Annotated in this window: 14 protein-coding genes; 5 read left to right on the forward strand and 9 right to left on the reverse strand. The window is 53.8% G+C overall.

Going from position 1 to position 18,675, the window contains the following annotated elements; translation table 11 throughout:
- Positions 1-6: 6 nt before the first annotated feature.
- Complete coding sequence (gpmB, locus tag J1782_RS21335; protein ID WP_152325191.1) at positions 7-654, reverse strand: 2,3-diphosphoglycerate-dependent phosphoglycerate mutase GpmB; 648 nt, start codon at positions 652-654, stop codon at positions 7-9.
- A gap of 51 nt (positions 655-705) precedes the next feature.
- Here gpmB and yjjX point away from each other — a divergent pair, with 51 nt between their 5' ends.
- Positions 706-1,239, forward strand: coding sequence for an inosine/xanthosine triphosphatase (yjjX, locus tag J1782_RS21340; protein WP_047609789.1), 534 nt, complete (start codon positions 706-708; stop codon positions 1,237-1,239).
- A 36-nt stretch (positions 1,240-1,275) separates the two neighbouring features.
- Here yjjX and trpR read toward each other — a convergent pair whose 3' ends face one another.
- Both trpR and sltY read right to left on the reverse strand, forming a co-directional pair.
- Positions 1,276-1,611, reverse strand: a complete 336-nt coding sequence (gene trpR / locus J1782_RS21345) for a trp operon repressor (RefSeq protein ID WP_104923402.1) — start codon at positions 1,609-1,611, stop codon at positions 1,276-1,278.
- Positions 1,612-1,667: 56 nt separating this feature from the next.
- Positions 1,668-3,587: a murein transglycosylase gene (sltY, locus tag J1782_RS21350; RefSeq protein WP_208950044.1), complete on the reverse strand. Its 1,920-nt coding sequence runs from the start codon at positions 3,585-3,587 to the stop codon at positions 1,668-1,670.
- Between the two features lie 648 nt (positions 3,588-4,235).
- Between sltY and J1782_RS21355 the strand changes: the two genes are divergently transcribed.
- The 3 genes from J1782_RS21355 to ettA all read left to right on the forward strand — a co-directional run bounded on the left by J1782_RS21355 (position 4,236) and on the right by ettA (position 9,899).
- Positions 4,236-6,974: a cation-transporting P-type ATPase gene (locus J1782_RS21355; RefSeq protein ID WP_217153870.1), complete on the forward strand. Its 2,739-nt coding sequence runs from the start codon at positions 4,236-4,238 to the stop codon at positions 6,972-6,974.
- Between the two features lie 340 nt (positions 6,975-7,314).
- Positions 7,315-8,013 carry a transcriptional regulator RcsA gene (gene rcsA / locus J1782_RS21360; protein ID WP_152325194.1) on the forward strand — a complete coding sequence of 233 codons (699 nt, stop codon included), beginning with the start codon at positions 7,315-7,317 and terminating at the stop codon, positions 8,011-8,013.
- A 218-nt stretch (positions 8,014-8,231) separates the two neighbouring features.
- Positions 8,232-9,899, forward strand: a complete 1,668-nt coding sequence (gene ettA / locus J1782_RS21365) for an energy-dependent translational throttle protein EttA (RefSeq protein ID WP_152325195.1) — start codon at positions 8,232-8,234, stop codon at positions 9,897-9,899.
- 60 nt (positions 9,900-9,959) lie between these two features.
- On the opposite strand, the gene J1782_RS21370 is transcribed toward ettA, so the two are convergent.
- On the reverse strand, positions 9,960-10,871 hold the full coding sequence (locus J1782_RS21370) for a LysR family transcriptional regulator (RefSeq protein ID WP_152325196.1): 912 nt from the start codon (positions 10,869-10,871) through the stop codon (positions 9,960-9,962).
- A 99-nt stretch (positions 10,872-10,970) separates the two neighbouring features.
- Here J1782_RS21370 and J1782_RS21375 point away from each other — a divergent pair, with 99 nt between their 5' ends.
- Positions 10,971-11,972 carry a zinc-binding alcohol dehydrogenase family protein gene (locus J1782_RS21375; protein WP_217153871.1) on the forward strand — a complete coding sequence of 334 codons (1,002 nt, stop codon included), beginning with the start codon at positions 10,971-10,973 and terminating at the stop codon, positions 11,970-11,972.
- Between the two features lie 64 nt (positions 11,973-12,036).
- Here the strand turns inward: J1782_RS21375 and J1782_RS21380 are convergent, their stop codons facing one another.
- The 5 genes from J1782_RS21380 to serB form a co-directional block, all read right to left on the reverse strand.
- Positions 12,037-12,894, reverse strand: coding sequence for a DUF2950 domain-containing protein (locus J1782_RS21380; RefSeq protein WP_217153872.1), 858 nt, complete (start codon positions 12,892-12,894; stop codon positions 12,037-12,039).
- Positions 12,895-12,911: 17 nt separating this feature from the next.
- Positions 12,912-14,483: a DUF3300 domain-containing protein gene (locus tag J1782_RS21385; RefSeq protein ID WP_217153873.1), complete on the reverse strand. Its 1,572-nt coding sequence runs from the start codon at positions 14,481-14,483 to the stop codon at positions 12,912-12,914.
- Positions 14,484-14,871: 388 nt separating this feature from the next.
- Entirely contained in the window at positions 14,872-16,131 is a 1,260-nt protein-coding gene (gene nadR / locus J1782_RS21390; protein WP_152325200.1) for a multifunctional transcriptional regulator/nicotinamide-nucleotide adenylyltransferase/ribosylnicotinamide kinase NadR, read from the reverse strand.
- Between the two features lie 85 nt (positions 16,132-16,216).
- The gene (gene radA, locus J1782_RS21395) at positions 16,217-17,599 is read right to left on the reverse strand and encodes a DNA repair protein RadA (RefSeq protein ID WP_152325201.1); all 1,383 of its coding nucleotides are present in this window, start codon (positions 17,597-17,599) and stop codon (positions 16,217-16,219) included.
- A 20-nt stretch (positions 17,600-17,619) separates the two neighbouring features.
- Complete coding sequence (gene serB / locus J1782_RS21400; RefSeq protein WP_217153874.1) at positions 17,620-18,585, reverse strand: phosphoserine phosphatase; 966 nt, start codon at positions 18,583-18,585, stop codon at positions 17,620-17,622.
- Between the last annotated feature and the right edge of the window lie 90 nt (positions 18,586-18,675).

Consider the following 18,675-nt stretch of genomic DNA (forward strand, 5'->3'; position numbering starts at 1 on the left):
CAGGCGTTAGCGTTGTAACTCGTCTAACGCGGGCAGATCCAGATGTGATACATCGCCCGCCGTTTCCACAATCCAGCCATTCGCCAGCCACGCACTTTGCTGATGATCCACGCGCGACAATGAACAGTTACGCAGACGAAGACGACGTTCCGCATATGCAGGCAATCCCAGAATCGTACTGATCAGACATCCCAGCGCAATGCCGTGACTGACCAGCAGAGGTTTGCTGCCCGGCGGCAGTTGCAGACAGCTATCGAGCGCAGCACGCATACGCGCCGCCAGCTCCGTCATGGTTTCGCCTTCCGGAATACGCCCTTGCGGTGAGCCATCAACCATCTGCTTACGCCAGATTTCTTCCTGCCCGGTCAGGCCATCCAGAACGCGCTCTTCCAGCACGCCCATATGCAACTCCCGCAGACGCGGCTCATTGATCACTTCACAGCCGCAAGCATCAGCGATAATCTGCGCGGTGTGACGGGTACGCCCTAAATCACTGGTGATAACGTGAGTGATCCCTTCGTTGCGCACGCGCTCAGCAACCTGACGGGCCTGATAAAGACCTTTAGCCGTCAGAGGGCTGTCTGACTGCCCCTGAATACGACGCGCTGCGTTCCATTCTGTTTCGCCGTGACGGACGAGATATACCTGTAACATGTGTGTTTTCCGTTATACTGCGTGAAATTTGCTAAAGGATGCCAGAACTCTATGTACCATGTTGTCGCTGCAACCACTAACCCGGCAAAGATCAAAGCTATCGCCATGGCTTTTGAAGACATTTTCGGCGCTGAGGCGTTTCGCATTGAAGGCGTTGACGTCGATAGTGGTGTTCCAAATCAGCCCATCGGCAGTAATGAAACCCGTACCGGTGCGCGTCATCGCGTCATTGGTGCGCGTCAGGTTCGCCCGGAAGCGGACTTCTGGGTCGGCGTGGAAGCCGGTATCGAAGACAATATGACGTTCGCCTGGATGGTGATTGAGAATATGCACCAGCGCGGCGAATCCCGTTCTGCGAGCCTGATGTTACCTGAAATTATTTTACAGGGAATCAATCAGGGCAGCGAATTGGGAGATGAGATGGAGAAGCTGACCGGTATTGCGGAAGTTAAACGTAAAGGCGGCGCGATTGGCATTTTTACGGCGGGTAAACTGACGCGCACCAGCGTTTATCATCAGGCGCTGGTTCTGGCTTTAGCGCCGTTCCATAATCCGGTGTATCAGACTCGCGCGCAGACGCACTGAGTTTTGAAACCTGAAATTAAAACGAAAACGGACGCATCAGTCGTCCGTTTTTTCTGACAGTAACTGCTCTCCTAACCATTCCTTCAGTTCCGCCGGTGCCGTTTTCAGGCCGTTGGAACCCCGGGTTATCGTCGCGATACCGGCACCCAGCTGGCTTTTCAACTCCCGCTGGCTCATTTCTCCCCGCATCAGTTCCTGAATAATGCGCACCCGCGTCCCCAGCGCCGCTCGTTCGTCGGGCGTCAGAAGCAGTTGCAACAAATCCTGATGCAGATTTTCAGCAAAAGATTGCTGTAGCAGTGCCAGAAAGCACTGCCAGTCCTCATTGCCTTGTTGGGAAAGAGCAGGGTCAGTGAGTGTTCGTTGCGTCATGTGAGGGCTGCCATACTATTGAACTAGTACAGCAGCTTAACATAAACGCCCGAAAATCAGTAACGCCTCTGCCATTCGGCATCCGTCAAAATTTTGGCCGGTTGATGTAAAAAATAGCGATAAAACGCATCATATGCCAACACATTTTTAACATATCGGCGCGTTTCAGAGAAAGGGATACTTTCGATAAATGCGACGGAGTCCACCCTGCCCGCGCTGGTTCCCAGCCAGGTGTTCACACGCGACGGACCGGCGTTATAGGCGGCGCTGGATAAAATACGGTTGCGGCCAAACATCTGGTAGACGTATTCAAGATAGCTGGTGCCGATGGTGATATTCATCTGCGGATCCAGCAACTGCGCCGGATTGCTGTAACCCTGCAAACCGAACATATCCACCGTATGCTGCGCCGTCGCAGGCATAACCTGCATCAGGCCCGCCGCGCCCACCGGAGAACGCGCTTTCGGATTCCATGCACTTTCCTGACGGGCAATCGCCATCGCGTAACTTTGGGTAATGCCTTTATCATTGGTCGCACGGCGGAATTCATCCGGCCATGCCAGCGGGAAACGTTCTTCGAGATAATCCCACAGCTTGCCGGTTATCGTGGCCTGTACGCTCAGGTCCGGCCATTTTTGCTCGAAGGCATAACGCGCCAGCGCGGATTGCTGCACTGTACTGCGGCTGCTCACCAGATAGCTCCATTCGGTGCGCGCCAGATTGTCCATCTGCCAGTACATCAGTTCACGTACACGGGCCACTTCCGGCAATGCCGCTATGCTGGCATCCGGTTTTGTCGCCACAGAAATCTGCATCGGATACGCGACATTCAGCTTTTGCGCCGCCGCCATCGGATAGAAACCGCGCCCCTGCATTAATGTGCGCAGCATGGCTTCACCCTGCGAGCGTTGCCCTTTGTCGATCATGACCGACGCACGCCAGTATTGCCATTCGTCCTGCTGCAAAGCGTCCGAAGGCAAACGCTCCAGCCACTGACTCAACCCCTGACGGTCACCGGCGGCCAGCGCCATACGGATGCGACGTTCAACCAGCGGGGTGGAATGGCTGCGCAGAATCACGTTATCGCGCCATGCGGCCTGTTCCGGCGTGGCATCGCTACCCATATAACGCCAGGCAACGGCTTCTTCCAGTTCCAGACGATCGCTGTCACTCATCTTCTGCAAACGCGCCAGAACCGGGATCATCGAACGCGCGTTTTCCGAATCATCGCGGGCAATGCGGGCGAACGTAATGCTGGTGGCGTTACGGGTGAAATCGGTCGGCCCTACGTTACGCGCAAAGCTTTCAATCGTATTCGGGTTGTTTTGCAGATCGACCAGTGCGTCGCGCATCGTCTGATAATCCGGTGGCAACTGTTTCGCCAGATAACTCACCAGACTGGTATTCCCGGCTTTCATCGCCAGACCAATACGTTGCAGCGTCGTCAGGGCAGTCTGATTGCCTGCGCCCTGCCAGACTGAGAATAATTTGTCGCAGGTATTCGGCAGCGACGTGCCGGTTAACCAGATATCTTTCGCGCCATCAAACGCAGTTTTCTGATCGCCGGTGGCCCATTTTGCATAGTAATAGTTACAGCGGGCGGCGACCGGCTTCGGCGGCTGCGGGCTGAAAGACAACAAACTGTTCCAGTCCTGACGGCGCGCCAGTTCATTCACAAAGCGTGCTGGCAGGGAACGCGCCGGCGGCAAGGTCGGGTTCGCTTTCACAAAGGCATTCACCTGAGCCGGTGTCGCCTCGCCCAGATCCTGCGTCAGCTGGCGGTATTCGAGATAAGGATAAAGAGGATAATCTTCGAGCGTCGGCATCAGCTGGCCAACGACATCCATCTGATTATTATCCCAAGCCTGTTTAATCTGCATGTAGTGCTGACGTTGCGAATCCAGCGAATCCGCTTTCGCCACGCCCGATGCTGTCACCAGCAATACGCTCATTGCCAGAGCGTGCCATTTGTCCACCTTGACCATACTTGCCTTTATCCTCACGGGTTGTCTTTCCTTCTGTGCCAGCTGCACAGATATTGCCCTACAGACCTGCTGTTTTTGATGTAAGAACTGTTCTTCGTTCTGTAGACAGTCACTACGCTAATCGATTCATTTTGAAAATTGAAGTCATGCGGGAAGCGCATCACAAACTTTACACAGTGTGAGGCATGCGCAAAGCCGTTACCAGAGAACCGCTCGCTTATTTTACGTAACACAACGTAGCAGATGAATAAGCGCCAATCGCTATATTATTATCGCGATAATGGTCGGATATTTGAGAGATCCCAAATAGATAGTACCCTTACAATGAGAATCTGAACAAACACACTGACAAAATTTATCTTTATTTACGCTAATTTACCGTGATATTAAAACCCTAAACAAAACCTAAATGACTAGCAAATAATACCGATATTCCTAATTCGATTAACACAATGTTTTCATTGGAAAATTTTATTATTGATATCGTTATAAAAGTCTTTATTGGTTCAGATCAATTTTATTTTCGCGTAATTAATTATTATCACGCCATATTCTCAAACCGATTTGAATACCCGTAGTAATTACACGCTTAATTTAATCACGTGCAAGCATTCTTGTTCATCGCTTATGGAAAAGTATATGACTCACTCATCATCATCTGTCAAAACCAATGCCAGCCCTTCTTCTTCAGCGGCGGCAGAAAACAAAAACTGGTATCAGATTAGTAGTAACGACGCCATGTCGCGTCTGGAAACCAGCGAAGCCGGCCTGAACCCGCAGGTTGCCGCTGAGCGCCTGAAAGAATTTGGTCCAAATGCCTTACCGGAAAAACCAACCAAAAGCGCCCTGATGCGTTTCCTGGCGCATTTCAATGACGTCCTGATTTACATCCTGCTCGCGGCAGCGGTTGTGACCGGTGCGATGGGCCACTGGGTGGACACGCTGGTGATCCTCGGCGTTGCTGTCATTAATGCCATGATCGGTTTTCTGCAAGAAAACAGCGCCGAGAAATCGCTGAAAAGCATTCAGAATATGCTGTCCAGTCAGGCGGTTGTGATCCGCGACGGACAGATTCAGACCATCAATGCCGATCAACTGGTACCCGGCGATATCGTTCAGCTGCGTCCGGGCGATAAAATCCCGGCAGACCTGCGTATCGTCAGCGCACACAACCTGCAGGTTGAGGAAGCCATCCTGACCGGCGAATCTACCGTCGTCACCAAAACAGCCCGTACTATCGACGATGAAGTCATGATTGGCGACCGTCACAATCTGCTGTTCTCGGGCACGATGATCAGCGGCGGAACGGCTACCGGCGTGGTGTATGCCACCGGTAAAGACACCGAACTGGGCCATATCAACCAGATGATGTCGTCGATTGAACCGCAGCGCACCCCGTTGTTGCAGCAAATCGACAAGCTGGGTAAAGGCATTTTTGCCCTGATTTTGCTGATGATGGCGTTCCTGTTTGTCTTCGCCTTTATCCTGCGCGACATGCCGCTCGGCGAACTGTTGCTGTCGCTGATAAGCCTCGCCGTGGCTTCCGTGCCGGAAGGCTTACCGGCCATCATCTCGATTATTCTGTCCCTCGGCGTTCAGTCGATGGCGCGTAATCACGCGATTATCCGTAAGCTGCCGACCGTCGAAACGCTGGGTTCAATGACCGTCATCTGCTCGGATAAAACCGGCACGCTGACCATGAATGAAATGACCGTTAAGGCGGTGATTCTGGCAGACCGCGCTTATAACGTGGAAGGTGAAAGCTACCAGCCGAGAGGCCGGATTGTGGACGCCACGACGCAGCAGCAAATTGATGTCATCAATACGCCGGTACTGAACACCTTCATCACGGCGGTCGATTTATGTAACGACAGCCAGCTGATTCAGGACGACAAAGGCCACTGGGGCATTACCGGCGGGCCGACCTCCGGCGCGCTGAAAGTGCTGGCGGCGAAATGCACACTGAACACCGGTAAAATCGAATCTCTGGATAAAATCCCGTTCGATTCCAAACACAAATACATGTCGACGTTGCAGCGCATTGACGGCAAAACGCAGCTCTTTGTGACCGGTGCGCCAGACGTCCTGTTCTCGCTGGCGACATTTGAGCTGACCGAAAACGGTGTACAGCCTTTCCGCCGCGAATACTGGGAAGAAGAGATGGCGCGCTACGCCCGTCAGGGCCTGCGTATGGTTGCCGCCGCGTTCAGGGATGAGCCGGAAATCAACGGTGATCTGAGCCACGACGATTTGCAGCAAGGCCTGGTCTTCGCCGGTATCGCCGGAATGATGGATCCGCCACGTCCGGAAGCCATTGATGCGATTGCGCAATGTCAGCAGGCCGGGATCCGCGTGAAGATGATCACCGGTGACCATCAGGAAACGGCGATGGCCATCGGCAAAATGTTAGGTATTGGCAACAGCGGGGATTCCATCACCGGCAACGAGCTTGAGCACATGGACGACGCCGAACTGGCGGTCGCAGCCAGCCAGTACGATATTTTCGCCCGTACCAGCCCGGAGCATAAGCTGCGTCTGGTGAAAGCGTTGCAGGAAAACGGTGAAGTGGTCGGCATGACCGGCGACGGCGTGAACGATGCGCCTGCGCTGAAACAGGCTGATGTCGGCATCGCGATGGGCATCAAAGGCACCGAAGTTACCAAAGAAGCCGCCGATATGGTGCTGACGGATGACAACTTCGCGACCATCGCCAGTGCGGTGAAAGAAGGCCGTCGTGTTTACGACAACCTGAAGAAAACCATTCTGTTTATTCTGCCGACTAACCTCGCGCAGGGGCTGCTGATTATCCTGGCGATTCTGGCCGGTGCGGTGATCCCGCTGACGCCGGTGCAAATCTTGTGGATGAACATGGCAACGTCAACCACGCTGTCATTCGGTCTGGCCTTTGAACCTGCCGAGAAAGGCATGATGCGCCGCCGTCCGCGTGAGCCGGGTCAGCACGTGTTAGACCTGCACGCCGTCTGGCGTATCGCTTTCGTCGGTATTCTGATTGCCTGTAGCGCCTTCATTCTTGAAGCCTGGATGCAACCGCTCGGCTACAGCAGCGATTTGATTCGTACTGTCTTGCTGCAAACGCTGGTCACCGCGCAGTGGGTTTACATGTTTAACTGCCGCGTGATGGACCGCTTCCCGCTGAGCCGCGAAGTGTTCGTCAACAAAGGTCTGTGGATTGTCTCCGGCGTGCTGCTGGTGCTGCAACTGGCGCTGATTTATCTGCCAGTGATGAACCAACTGTTTGGCACCGTACCGCTGCCGCTGAAATTCTGGGGCATTACCCTGCTGGTCGGTGCGATGATCTTCGTGATTGTCGAAATCGAGAAATGGCTGGTTAACCGCTTCATTCGTAAAAAAGCGTAGCGAGTTTCCCGCTTACCGGGCTACTTTCTGTAGCCCGGTTTTTTTCAATAAAAACATCATAATTCTAAAACTTTAACGCGCATCGCCCTCATTTCGTCTCAAAGATCTCACAAAACGTCCCAAAGCCGGTTCTGCTGATTTACATCAATCCTTCCCCGCTTTATTACTCTGCCTAAGGGTTCTCCCGTCACACAGCAAAGTCATATTTTGCCGCCAAACGGCAATTTCCAGGGATACGCCCCCATCGCAGTACGGCTGCGTTGATCAAACCGGTCGATTTATAAAAACGAGCTCTCTGCGCCTGCAGAAAAACATAGAGCCAAAAAATAGGTAACTTACGATGTCATCGCTCATTGTAGATAAGTGCTTTTACACGCAGCTGGCATTGCATTCACTCTTGCAACTTAACGGACAACACCAGAAAGATATTCTTTCGCTTAAGGACATCAACGCACTGCAAGCCGCATGCAATTCCCTGAGGCCTGAAATCATCTTTGTAAACGAAGACTGCTTCGTCACCGATGCACAGTCCGGTCACGCGTTAAGGGAAGTGATCAACGCGCATCCCGGTACGCTGTTCTTTGTTTTTATTTCCAAAGAAAACCTGAATTATCAGAACTATGTACCGATCCGGAAAAACATCATCATCATTTCGAAATCGATTCGCACCACCACGATTTACCAGCTGATCGCGCATAATCTGCAACTGTCACGCTTCACAGAAGCAGAGCCTGAAGTTGAAACGGAGCAACCGCTGGATCTCACGCCGGTCAGCCTGAGCCGTACCGAGTCAAGCATTCTGAAAATGTGGATGTCTGGGCTGAACACGCAAAATATTTCCCAGCACCTGAACATCAAGCAGAAAACGGTGGCGTCTCACAAAGGCAACATTAAGCGCAAAGTCAAAACCCAAAATAAACAGGCTATTTATCATGTCGTTAAGCTCACAGATATTTTGACTACAGGAATGTTTGTCGGCAGAACCCAGCCTATCCGCCTCACCGGCGAGCCGGACGAATTCAGCGTTCCTTTCGGCTAACCGTTAACGCCCCTGCATCCGGCCAGCAACATTCTTCCCTTACTGTGAAGCTGATGGTTGGGAACACGACTGAAACACGCTAAACTTCCCGGTCGGAACCCTTATCAGTCATGCCGCAGTCAGGCGGGGCTGGCTTTAATTCGCCGCTGCGCCCGCCGGATCAGTCTCAATGATTCGGCTTATGCGCGCGGCCCGCAGAGAAAGAGGCTCAAAACAACGTGGCTCAATACGTATATTCCATGCACCGCCTCGGCAAAGTTGTTCCGCCGAAGCGTCATATTCTTAAGAACATCTCCCTGAGTTTCTTCCCCGGCGCCAAAATCGGCGTTCTGGGTCTGAACGGTTCAGGTAAATCTACCCTTCTGCGCATCATGGCCGGTATCGATACCGATATCGAAGGCGAAGCGCGCCCGCAGCCTGATCTGAAAATTGGTTATCTGCCGCAGGAACCGCAACTGAACATGGAACACACTGTGCGTGAGTCCGTGGAAGAAGCCGTTTCTGAAGTTGTGGGCGCACTCAAACGCCTTGATGAAGTTTATGCGCTGTACGCCGAGCCGGAAGCCGATTTCGACAAACTGGCCGCCGAACAGGGCAAGCTGGAAGAAATCATTCAGGCACACGACGGCCATAACCTGAACAGCCAGCTGGAACGTGCTGCCGATGCGCTGCGCCTGCCAGACTGGGATGCGAAAGTCGCGACCCTGTCCGGGGGTGAACGCCGCCGCGTGGCGCTATGCCGTCTGCTGCTCGAAAAACCTGACATGCTGCTGCTCGACGAACCGACCAACCACCTGGATGCGGAATCCGTAGCATGGCTGGAACGCTTCCTGCACGACTTCGAAGGTACCGTTGTGGCGATTACCCATGACCGTTACTTCCTCGATAACGTTGCCGGTTGGATCCTTGAGCTTGACCGCGGCGAAGGTATTCCGTGGGAAGGTAACTATTCCACCTGGCTGGAACAAAAAGATGAACGTCTGGCGCAGGAAGCTTCTTCCGAAGCGGCCCGTCGTAAATCTATTGAGAAAGAGCTGGAATGGGTTCGTCAGGGCGCGAAAGGCCGTCAGTCTAAAGGCAAGGCCCGTCTGGCTCGCTTCGAAGAACTGAACAACACCGAATACCAGAAACGTAACGAAACCAACGAATTGTTCATTCCACCGGGTCCACGTCTGGGCGACAAAGTCGTTGAAGTGAAGAACCTGAGCAAATCTTATGGTGATCGCGTTCTGATTGACGACCTGTCCTTCTCCGTACCGAAAGGCGCTATCGTCGGCATTATCGGCCCGAACGGTGCCGGTAAATCCACACTGTTCCGCATGATGTCCGGTCAGGAAGAAGCAAACAGCGGCACGATTGAGCTGGGCGACACTGTGAAACTGGCGTCCGTTGATCAGTTCCGTGACTCAATGGATAACAGCAAAACCGTGTGGGAAGAAGTGTCCGGTGGTCAGGACATCATGCGTATCGGCACGACCGAAATGCCAAGCCGCGCGTACGTGGGCCGTTTCAACTTCAAAGGGGTTGATCAGGGCAAACGCGTCGGTGAGTTGTCCGGTGGTGAGCGCGGTCGTCTGCATCTGGCAAAACTGCTGCAGGTGGGCGGTAACATGCTGCTGCTCGATGAACCGACCAACGACCTCGACATCGAAACCCTGCGCGCACTGGAAAACGCCTTGCTGGAATTCCCGGGCTGCGCCATGGTCATTTCCCATGACCGCTGGTTCCTCGACCGCATCGCGACCCACATCCTTGATTATCAGGATGAAGGTAAAGTCGAATTCTTCGAGGGTAACTTCACCGAATACGAAGAATACAAAAAACGTACTTTAGGTGCCGAAGCGTTAGAGCCGAAGCGCATCAAGTACAAAAAGATGATCAAGTAATCGTCTTTATGAACGAACGAAGGCCCGGCGACGGGCCTTTTTTTATGCGCCGGATACCCTTTATTCCCCCGCCAGCGCTTCGCTGTAACTCTTCGCAAAGCCGTATTCTTCCAGCATAAAATCAATAAAACACGCCAGCGCCGGAGAATTCAGTTTCCGCCCCGGATACACCAGAAACAGATCGTTGCCTTCCGCTTCCCACTCCGGCAACACTCGCACCAGCGTACCGGCGGCCACTTCGTCATGGCACAAAAATGCTGGTAACAACGTGATGCCCGCGCCCGCCAGCGCGCATTCCCGCGCATACAGCAGATTGTCAGTGGTATGCGCCGAAGGCAGCAGCCAGCGATGATAAGTTTCGCCGCGATGCAGCACCCATTCCGACCATGCACGGTGCGCAATACAGTGATGCGAGGCTAACTGCTGAGGTGATTCAATCAGCGGATGCTGCGCCAGATAATCAGGCGAAGCCAGAAGATAGCGCGGGCTGTGGCCCAGTTCACGGCCGATCAGCGAGGAGTCCTGCGGCTTGCCGGTGCGCAGCGCGATATCAAATCCTTCCTGCACCAGATCCACCAGCGCGTCAGACACCGACACTTCCAGCGAAACATCCGGGTAACGCTTTTGGAATTCGACGTTCATGCGCGCCAGCAGCGTGGCACCCAGCCCCGCCGGGCTGGTGATGCGCAAGCGCCCGCTGGGATTATCACGCAACCGGCGGATCGCCAGTTCCGCCCGCTCGCTGGCCTGCATCATTTCCTGACAGTGGATCAGATAGCGTTCACCGGCAAACGTCAGATTGAGCTGGCGCGTGGTGCGGTTCAGTAGCCGCAGGCCAACGGATTTTTCCAGCTGGCTTATCCGCTGGCTGACGCTGGATTTCGGCAAACCGGCACGGCTGGCCGCCTGTGTAAAACTGCCGCATTCCGCGACCAGAGCAAACAGCGCCATATCCTGCAATTGTTTAAACACGATTGTTCACCTCAGCCGAACACTTTGTTAGTTATTGTCCATCTTATCAGGCTGCCGCCAGAGGACTAGACTGTCTGAATACCCAATGGAGGAATTTTTATGTCTGTTAAAGCGATTGCCGTAAATCCAAAAGAACCATCCCGTTTTATCGCCATCGAACTGCCACAACCTGTGCCGGGCGAAAATGACCTGCTGGTGGAAGTGAAAGCCGTTTCGATTAACCCGGTCGATACCAAAGTGCATAAAGGCGTGCAGAAAAGCGGCCTTGATGCGCCTAAAATTTTGGGCTGGGATGCCAGCGGGATTGTGAAAGCCGTGGGCAGCGCGGTGAAAAACTTCAAAGCAGGCGACGAAGTCTGGTACGCCGGTGACATCACCCGCTCCGGCAGCAACGCTTCCGAACAGCTCATCGACTCACGCATCGTTTCCGTGAAACCGAGATCCCTGAACTGGGCGCAGGCCGCCGCAATGCCGCTGACCACGCTGACGGCCTGGGAAGCGCTGTTCGAACACCTGAAAATTCAGGAGGCTTCGGACGACAAAACGCTGTTAATTATCGGCGGTGCCGGTGGCGTCGGTTCGCTGGCGATCCCGTTTGCTTCGCTGCAAAGCAAAGTAAAAGTCATTGCGACCGCTTCACGTCCGGAATCGGCGCAGTGGTGTCTGGATCGCGGTGCCGATCTGACCGTGAGCTACAAAGATCTGAAAGGTGAGCTGGCGAAACACGATATCAAACAGGTGGACTTCATTCTTTGCCTGAATGACACCGACGGTCACTGGGACGCGATTACCGATCTGATTGCGCCAATGGGCCACATCTGTACGATCGTTGAGAACGAACATCCACTGGATATGAACAAGCTGAAACTGAAAAGCGCCGCGCTGCACTGGGAACTGATGTATACCCGCAGCATGTTCAATACGCCGGATATCGCGCAGCAGGGCGAGATCCTCAAGCAAGTCGCCGCGCTGGTGGATGAGGGCAAAGTCACCACCACGCTGAGCGAAACCCTGCACGGTCTGACCGTGGAAAGCATCGAAGCAGCTCACGCGAAAGTGCTGGATGGCCATATGCAGGGCAAAGTCGTCGTCGCTTTCTGACCTTTTCTGCAAAAGCAAAACCCCGCGATTTTCATGGCGGGGTTCTTTTTATCCTGCATTGCGGCTATTCGCCGTCATCAACCTTCTGCCATCTGGCGTCCGGATCAAACGTCGTCAACGCCCGCGCCACAGCATCAGTGTTTGCACCTAAATCCTGCTGATACACATCGCCTTGCTGATTAATCATAAAACTGGTGATACCGGTATGGCCGTAAACCACCGGCCACGCGATGAGCGCAAAACCCCGGGTCATTTTTCCGTTTTCGATGTAACTGTGTGCCCCGCCGCTGGCGTTCCCGCCCTGCGCGGTGAGAATGCGGTAATAGTAGCCGTGATAATCGGTGCGTGGCTGATCCTGACCGAAAGCAGGCCCAAGCGGGCTTGGAGCGTCGCCTTCTTTGACCGGCCAGTACAACCCGTCGTGCTGCCCGTCAGTGCTGATAATCTTCTGAGCAAACTGCCCGGCGCCCAGCTGATATTCATGTTGTGCGTCGGCGTAAGCCGAAACCGCCTGCATGGCCGACAGCTCGTTACGACCAATGGTGCGGGTTTCAATTTCTGCCGCGCCCGCCACCATATCGAACTCCCAGCCCTGCGCCGTGCGTTTCATCGGGATCGGCAGTTGCCAGTTTTCTTCCCCGACGTTCAGATGCGCAATATCACCTTGCTCAACAATTTTGTGGCTGACATTCCAGTCACGCAGAAAGCGCGCCACTTCATCAGGGTCGACCTCTTTTTTCGGCAGATAAACCTGCCAGTCGCTGCCGAGAATTTTCCCCAGCGCCATATCGTCATGTGCCTGCGTCGCTTTCACCAGCGCCTGAGCTGCCTGTTCCGGGCGGGAAAATGCCTGCTGCGCAAACCCCGTCAGAGGCAGGGCAAACAGGCTGGTGCAAATCACAATGTTACGTAATGTCTTCATGACTTTTCCTCGTAAGCCTAGCGGCGGTGAATATGAACCGGTTCCGCATTCGCCGGGCGTGCGTGCTGGAAGTTTTGCATCTGCTGGCGGCTCTGATTACCGCGCGCCTGCTGCTGTTGCCATGACGGCGCACGGCTCGAATTTCCGCTGAATGCCGTGCTGCGCGGCATATTACTGGCCTGATGGAAGTTCTGCCTTTGTTGCTGATTTCCGCCTCGCAGGGCGTTCTGGTTGCCGTTTTGCTGACGGTTTAACGCCTGATGCTGCTGCGGTAACGGATGACCGGACGCCTGATGATTATTCAGATTCGCAGCGCCGCGGCTGGCCGAAGCGGCACCCGTCGCGGAATGCGTCGCACCCGACAAATTGCCCTCATGGCGATTCATCACCGAAGCGGCCTGCTGACGTCGCTGATCCCTCGTCTGCCCGCTCAGGTTATTTTGTACGCCCGGGTTGCCGTCAAAACCCCGATAATTATTACGCTGCGCTACATTATTCAGTGCCTGATTTTGCGTCGCTCCGTTCAGGTTCGCCCGGTTATTCGGGACACCCGCGTTGAAAGCTGGATTATGCTGCCAGCCCTGTGTCGCTGCTGAACCTGAATGGTTAACCGTGTTGTTATTACCTGATATGCGGTTGTAATTATTGACGTTTACGTTGACGTAATTGTTGGACGAACCGCCGTGATGGCCGTCATCGTGATGATCGTCATGGTGGTCGTAATCGTCGTGATGATGATCATCATCCCAGTCGATATTGCCGAAAATCGCGTAGGTTGCCGCGACGCCAACGCCAAAACCGATGCCTGACGCCACGCCGTTCACAAACTGCTGACCCGGAGGCGGTGGCAGATAAACCGGCGGGTAAGCCGGTGTCGGCCATGCGCCATAAACGACATTCGGGTTATAGCTCGGCACGTAAACCACCTGCGGATCGGCGGATTCAATAATAATGGTCTGCTGCGCGGGCTGAGCATTGACCACGGTTGTGCTGCTTTGCGCCGCCGGTTTTACCGTGACTTTCTGCTGCGGCGTACTTTTCAGGGCTCCGCTCTTTTGCGCGACCTGACGGAATTTCTGTACGGTGTCCATCACGTCACCGGGTTGCGCCAGAAACGCGTATCCCAGATTTTGTACCCATGCAGGATCTTCGCCCATCAGCGCCAGTAATTGCGGAAACGCTACCAGAGATTTCACGCTCGGATCCCAGGGTTCATTCGCCACAGCTTTGACGGCGGGATCACCCTGACTTTGCGGATGGTCACGCGACCATTGCACAGCCTGAATGACGTTGGTCGGATACGTGGATGCCATCAGAACCTGAGAAAGCAGACTGTCAGGATAAAGCGCTACGGGCGCAACCCACTGATCAAGCTGAGCTTGTGTAAAAGCTGGAGGTGTAACGGGAGTGGCAGGCGGAGGAACGGCAACAACAGGTGCCGCAACGGGCGCGGGTAGTGCGGTCTGAACGGTGGTTTCGGCCTGACTGCGCACCGGAAACCAGCCTTGCATGAACATCACGCTGGCAAGAGCAAAAGCCCCTGCGCTGCATACGACTGCGATACCCCAGGGCTTGAATGACAAATTCATTCGGATCACCTTAAAAAGCCTCAGCCGGAATGAGAGGCACAATGAATGAGTATAATCTGACAAATAAAACTCAACGGACGCCACTCTATTTTTATTTCGCAAATGAGATTTACGCATAAAATGCGCAATAAAAATCCGGCTAACACGGAAGGCATCAACGCATTGATACCTCGATGCTTTTTAATTCAGGCTGTTACAAGCTGAATTAATTAAAAATCAAAACGGATGCAATCAGATGAATTCATTAATAATTATACAGAATACAAAACTAACAACCATTCACTCAGCGAATACTTAATAAGGATCTGACCATTGAAGGGTAAAAATAACAGGCATAAAAAAGCGCCTGTTGCGTAAAACAGGCGCCTGAGTTTTTCGGGAAAACTGGTCAGTTCACGTTGGGATCGTTCAACCGGCTGGTATCGGCAGCGAGCATGTTTTTCACCAAATCCACGCACTCGAGAAAACGCTGATCGTAATCTGAAGATTCAACGTGAACGTAATCCACATTGTTCTGTTTCAGCATATCGATAAGCAGATTCTGGAATGACATGCGGTCGGTTGTACTTCCCAGACTGCGCAGGCCATCCGCCACCCACGGCGTGTTATTTTCAAGCAAGATCACCAGATCGAATTTGTATTCGTCCATCAGAGCCTGAACAAACGGATGCTCTCGGCCTTCGTACTTTTTACAAAACGCCTGCGTCGTCAGAAAATCGGTATCAATAAACGCCACTTTATTGGCATATTTAACCGCAAAATCAATGTACTGCGCCTGACCGAGTGCGATTTTATCGTAGTCGGAATATTGCAGCGCCATTTCATCGCCACCGAGGTGCGAGAAGACGTAATCACGCCCATATTCCCAGGCGCTGGTGGTGTTGAAAATGTTGGCTAATTTATTGACCAGCGTCGATTTCCCGCTGGATTCGCCGCCCAGAATCGCCACGGTGCGCACGAAGAACGGCTTCACTTCCGTCGGAATATAATCCCAGTAGCGGAAAGGATCCTGACGTATCTGGCGGCCACTGATATTCATAAAGGAGCGTTTCGGGTCAATCAGCACCGTTTCAATCCCGAGATGTTCGCGGTACTGCGGCGCGTCGCCTTCTTCGCTGGAATAAATGGTATTCGGCTCAATGCCTTTCTGGCTCATAAACTCTTTAATGCCGCGTCCCCAGACATCCCAGCCGTGCGGATACGGCTCCATCCCTTCTTCATTGAAAGCATGGATACGGATGTTTTTCTGGTATTTGAACGTCTGCAATAACCAGCGCAGACGGTCGCTGACCGTCGGTTGCTGAGACATCGAGCTGTTTTCGAATAACTCGCGATCACGGGGCTCGTCATAGCCCATGATGATATGGAGTTCATCGACCTGACTACAGGCGCGCTGAATCAGATAAATATGACCGGTGTGCAGCGGATAAAACTTACCAAACACCACGCCGATATTCTTTTCGCGGCGGGGAAACTCAAGATCAAGGAAGCGATGCAACGCCTCCAGCTTTTGGGCGCTGGGGCTTTTTATCTTTGCATTCAACAACTGGCTGAGATAACCCTTGGTCATCCCGCTGGCCTCGGCCACCTGTTGCAGCGTGCGTCCCTGTTGTTTTATCGCGGTTTTTAGATAGTCGAACTGTGACATGCCTTGTCCCCAGGTTTGCTGTACTAAACAAAATAGCTAAACCCAAAATAGCATAAAGGCAGGCTTAATTGACACCAGACAACCGTTACAAATCGTCGAGGATCGCCAGCGCATCTGCCAGTTTTTTGACACCAAACACCTGCATTCCGGCAGGGACTTTTTTCGGCACATTGGCGTGCGGCACGATGGCGCGTTTAAATCCGTGCTTCGCCGCTTCGGTGATACGCTCCTGACCGCTGGGCACCGGGCGGATTTCCCCCGCCAGCCCCACTTCACCAAACACCACTAAATCCTGCGGCAGAGGACGGTCGCGCAGGCTGGAAACCAGCGACAGCAGCAGCGCGAGATCCGCACTGGTTTCCGTCACTTTCACGCCACCCACGACGTTAACGAACACGTCCTGATCCGCCATCTGCAAACCGCCATGACGGTGCAGAACCGCCAGCAGGATCGCCAGCCGGTTTTGCTCAAGCCCGACAGCCACGCGACGCGGATTTCCCATCATCGAGTGATCAACCAGCGCCTGTACTTCAACCAGCAGTGGCCGCGTCCCTTCCCACAGCACCATCACCGAACTACCCGACGTAATTTCATCGCCACGGCTCAGGAAAATGGCCGAGGGATTACTGACTTCGCGCAGCCCCTGCTCGGTCATGGCGAATACGCCCAGTTCATTCACTGCACCGAAGCGGTTTTTATGGCTGCGTAAGGTACGGAAACGGGAGTCGGCATCGCCGTCGAGCAGAACGGAACAGTCGATACAGTGTTCGAGCACTTTCGGCCCGGCGAGCGATCCGTCTTTGGTGACGTGGCCGACCATCACAATCGCCACACCGCGCGTTTTCGCAAAACGGGTGAGATAGGCGGCGGTTTCGCGCACCTGTGCGACCGTACCCGGCGATGACTGAATGTCCGCCATGTGCATCACCTGAATGGAGTCGATCACCATCAGTTTCGGCTGTTCTTTGTCGGCAATTTCACAGATCTGTTCAATGCTGGTTTCCGACAACATGTTCATGTTCGACGTCGGTAAACCCAAACGATGCGCGCGCATCGCCACCTGTTGCAGTGATTCTTCGCCGGTGACGTACAGGGTTTTCATGTTTTCGCTGAGGTGACACAAAATTTGCAGCAACAGCGTACTTTTGCCCGCGCCCGGATTACCGCCGATAAGAATCGCACTGCCGGGCACCACGCCACCGCCCAGCACGCGGTCAAATTCCTTGAAACCGGTGCTGAAACGCGGAAGTTCATCGAGGCTGATATCAGAGAGTTTTTGTACACGGCTTACGCCAGCATCACCCGCGTAACCGGTCAGGCGCTCGTTACGCGCCACAGTCGGGGAAGCCGCTAAACGGATTTCAGTAATGCTGTTCCAGGCCTGACACGCACTGCACTGCCCCTGCCAGCGCGGATAATCTGCGCCACATTCATTACACACAAATGCACGTTTTGCTGCTTTCGCCACAACTTACCTCTTTATTTTTATTAAGACTGACTGCCGCTCAGGATGCATAAAACACCGAGTAAATCGGCATGACGGATGCAAACGGCAGCCTGTTCATACACTTTCGGTTTCGCGTGATAAGCGATGCCCATCCCCGCAACGGCCATCATTTTGAGATCGTTGGCGCCATCGCCGATTGCGATAGTTTGCTCCTGAGAAATGCCCAGTTTTTCCGCCAGTTTTAGCAGCGTATCGGCTTTGTATTGGGCATCAACAATTGGCCCGATCACGCGTCCGGTCAGCTTACCGTCGCGGACTTCCAGCTCATTCGCCGCCACGTCGACCAGATTCAGCCGATCACGCAGATATTCGGCGTAATACGTGAAACCCCCGGACGCAATCGCCACGTGCCAGCCCGCTTCCTGCAAGCGCTGAACCATCACGGTCAGGCCCGGCATCAGCGGTAATGTCTGACGCACCTGCTCAAGGATCCCGGCATCGGCATCTTTGAGCGTCGCAACGCGCTGACGCAGGCTGGCGGAGAAATCCAGCTCGCCGCGCATCGCACGTTCGGTGACTTCGGCCACCTGCACACCGACGCCCGCCAGTTTGGCAATTTCGTCGATGCATTCAATCTCAATCGCGGTAGAATCCATGTCCATAACCAGCAGGCCAGGCGTTCGCAGGTAAGGCACTTTCCCCAACTGGGCGACATCGAATTCAAAAGATTCGGCCAGAACATGTGCGTCGGAGGTCAGTGAACCCGCCAGACGAACAACCTGATAACCTTCCACTGCCCATGCACTGACAATCACCAGAGCACGGCCTAAGCGGCGCTGGAAAAGCGTAATGCTCGTTTTATCCAGTTTTCTACCATAGAGCAGCCATCCGGTGTGTCCCGCCCGGTAATCGAGTGGCATGACTTCATCACCGCTCAGTGAAAGGGGAAGTCCCGGCCATTGGTGGATCTCCGCAGGAAGATCGCAATAGGTCAGACTGTTTGGCATGATGGCTCCGGTAGATTGTTTTGTTATAAACGACGGTTCGTAAAACGAGTCAAAAGGCAGAGGTAACGCCGGGTAAAACGAGGCATCAAG

The sequence above is a fragment of the Rahnella sp. BCC 1045 genome, assembly GCF_019049615.1.
Taxonomy (GTDB): domain Bacteria; phylum Pseudomonadota; class Gammaproteobacteria; order Enterobacterales; family Enterobacteriaceae; genus Rahnella; species Rahnella contaminans.

Coding starts and splice junctions, on each gene's coding strand:
- gpmB (WP_152325191.1), bottom strand. CDS start 654: ATGTTACAGGTATATCTCGTCCGTCACGGCGAAACAGAATGGAACGCA.
- yjjX (WP_047609789.1), top strand. CDS start 706: ATGTACCATGTTGTCGCTGCAACCACTAACCCGGCAAAGATCAAAGCT.
- trpR (WP_104923402.1), bottom strand. CDS start 1,611: ATGACGCAACGAACACTCACTGACCCTGCTCTTTCCCAACAAGGCAAT.
- J1782_RS21355 (WP_217153870.1), top strand. CDS start 4,236: ATGACTCACTCATCATCATCTGTCAAAACCAATGCCAGCCCTTCTTCT.
- rcsA (WP_152325194.1), top strand. CDS start 7,315: ATGTCATCGCTCATTGTAGATAAGTGCTTTTACACGCAGCTGGCATTG.
- J1782_RS21375 (WP_217153871.1), top strand. CDS start 10,971: ATGTCTGTTAAAGCGATTGCCGTAAATCCAAAAGAACCATCCCGTTTT.
- J1782_RS21380 (WP_217153872.1), bottom strand. CDS start 12,894: ATGAAGACATTACGTAACATTGTGATTTGCACCAGCCTGTTTGCCCTG.
- J1782_RS21385 (WP_217153873.1), bottom strand. CDS start 14,483: ATGAATTTGTCATTCAAGCCCTGGGGTATCGCAGTCGTATGCAGCGCA.
- nadR (WP_152325200.1), bottom strand. CDS start 16,131: ATGTCACAGTTCGACTATCTAAAAACCGCGATAAAACAACAGGGACGC.
- serB (WP_217153874.1), bottom strand. CDS start 18,585: ATGCCAAACAGTCTGACCTATTGCGATCTTCCTGCGGAGATCCACCAA.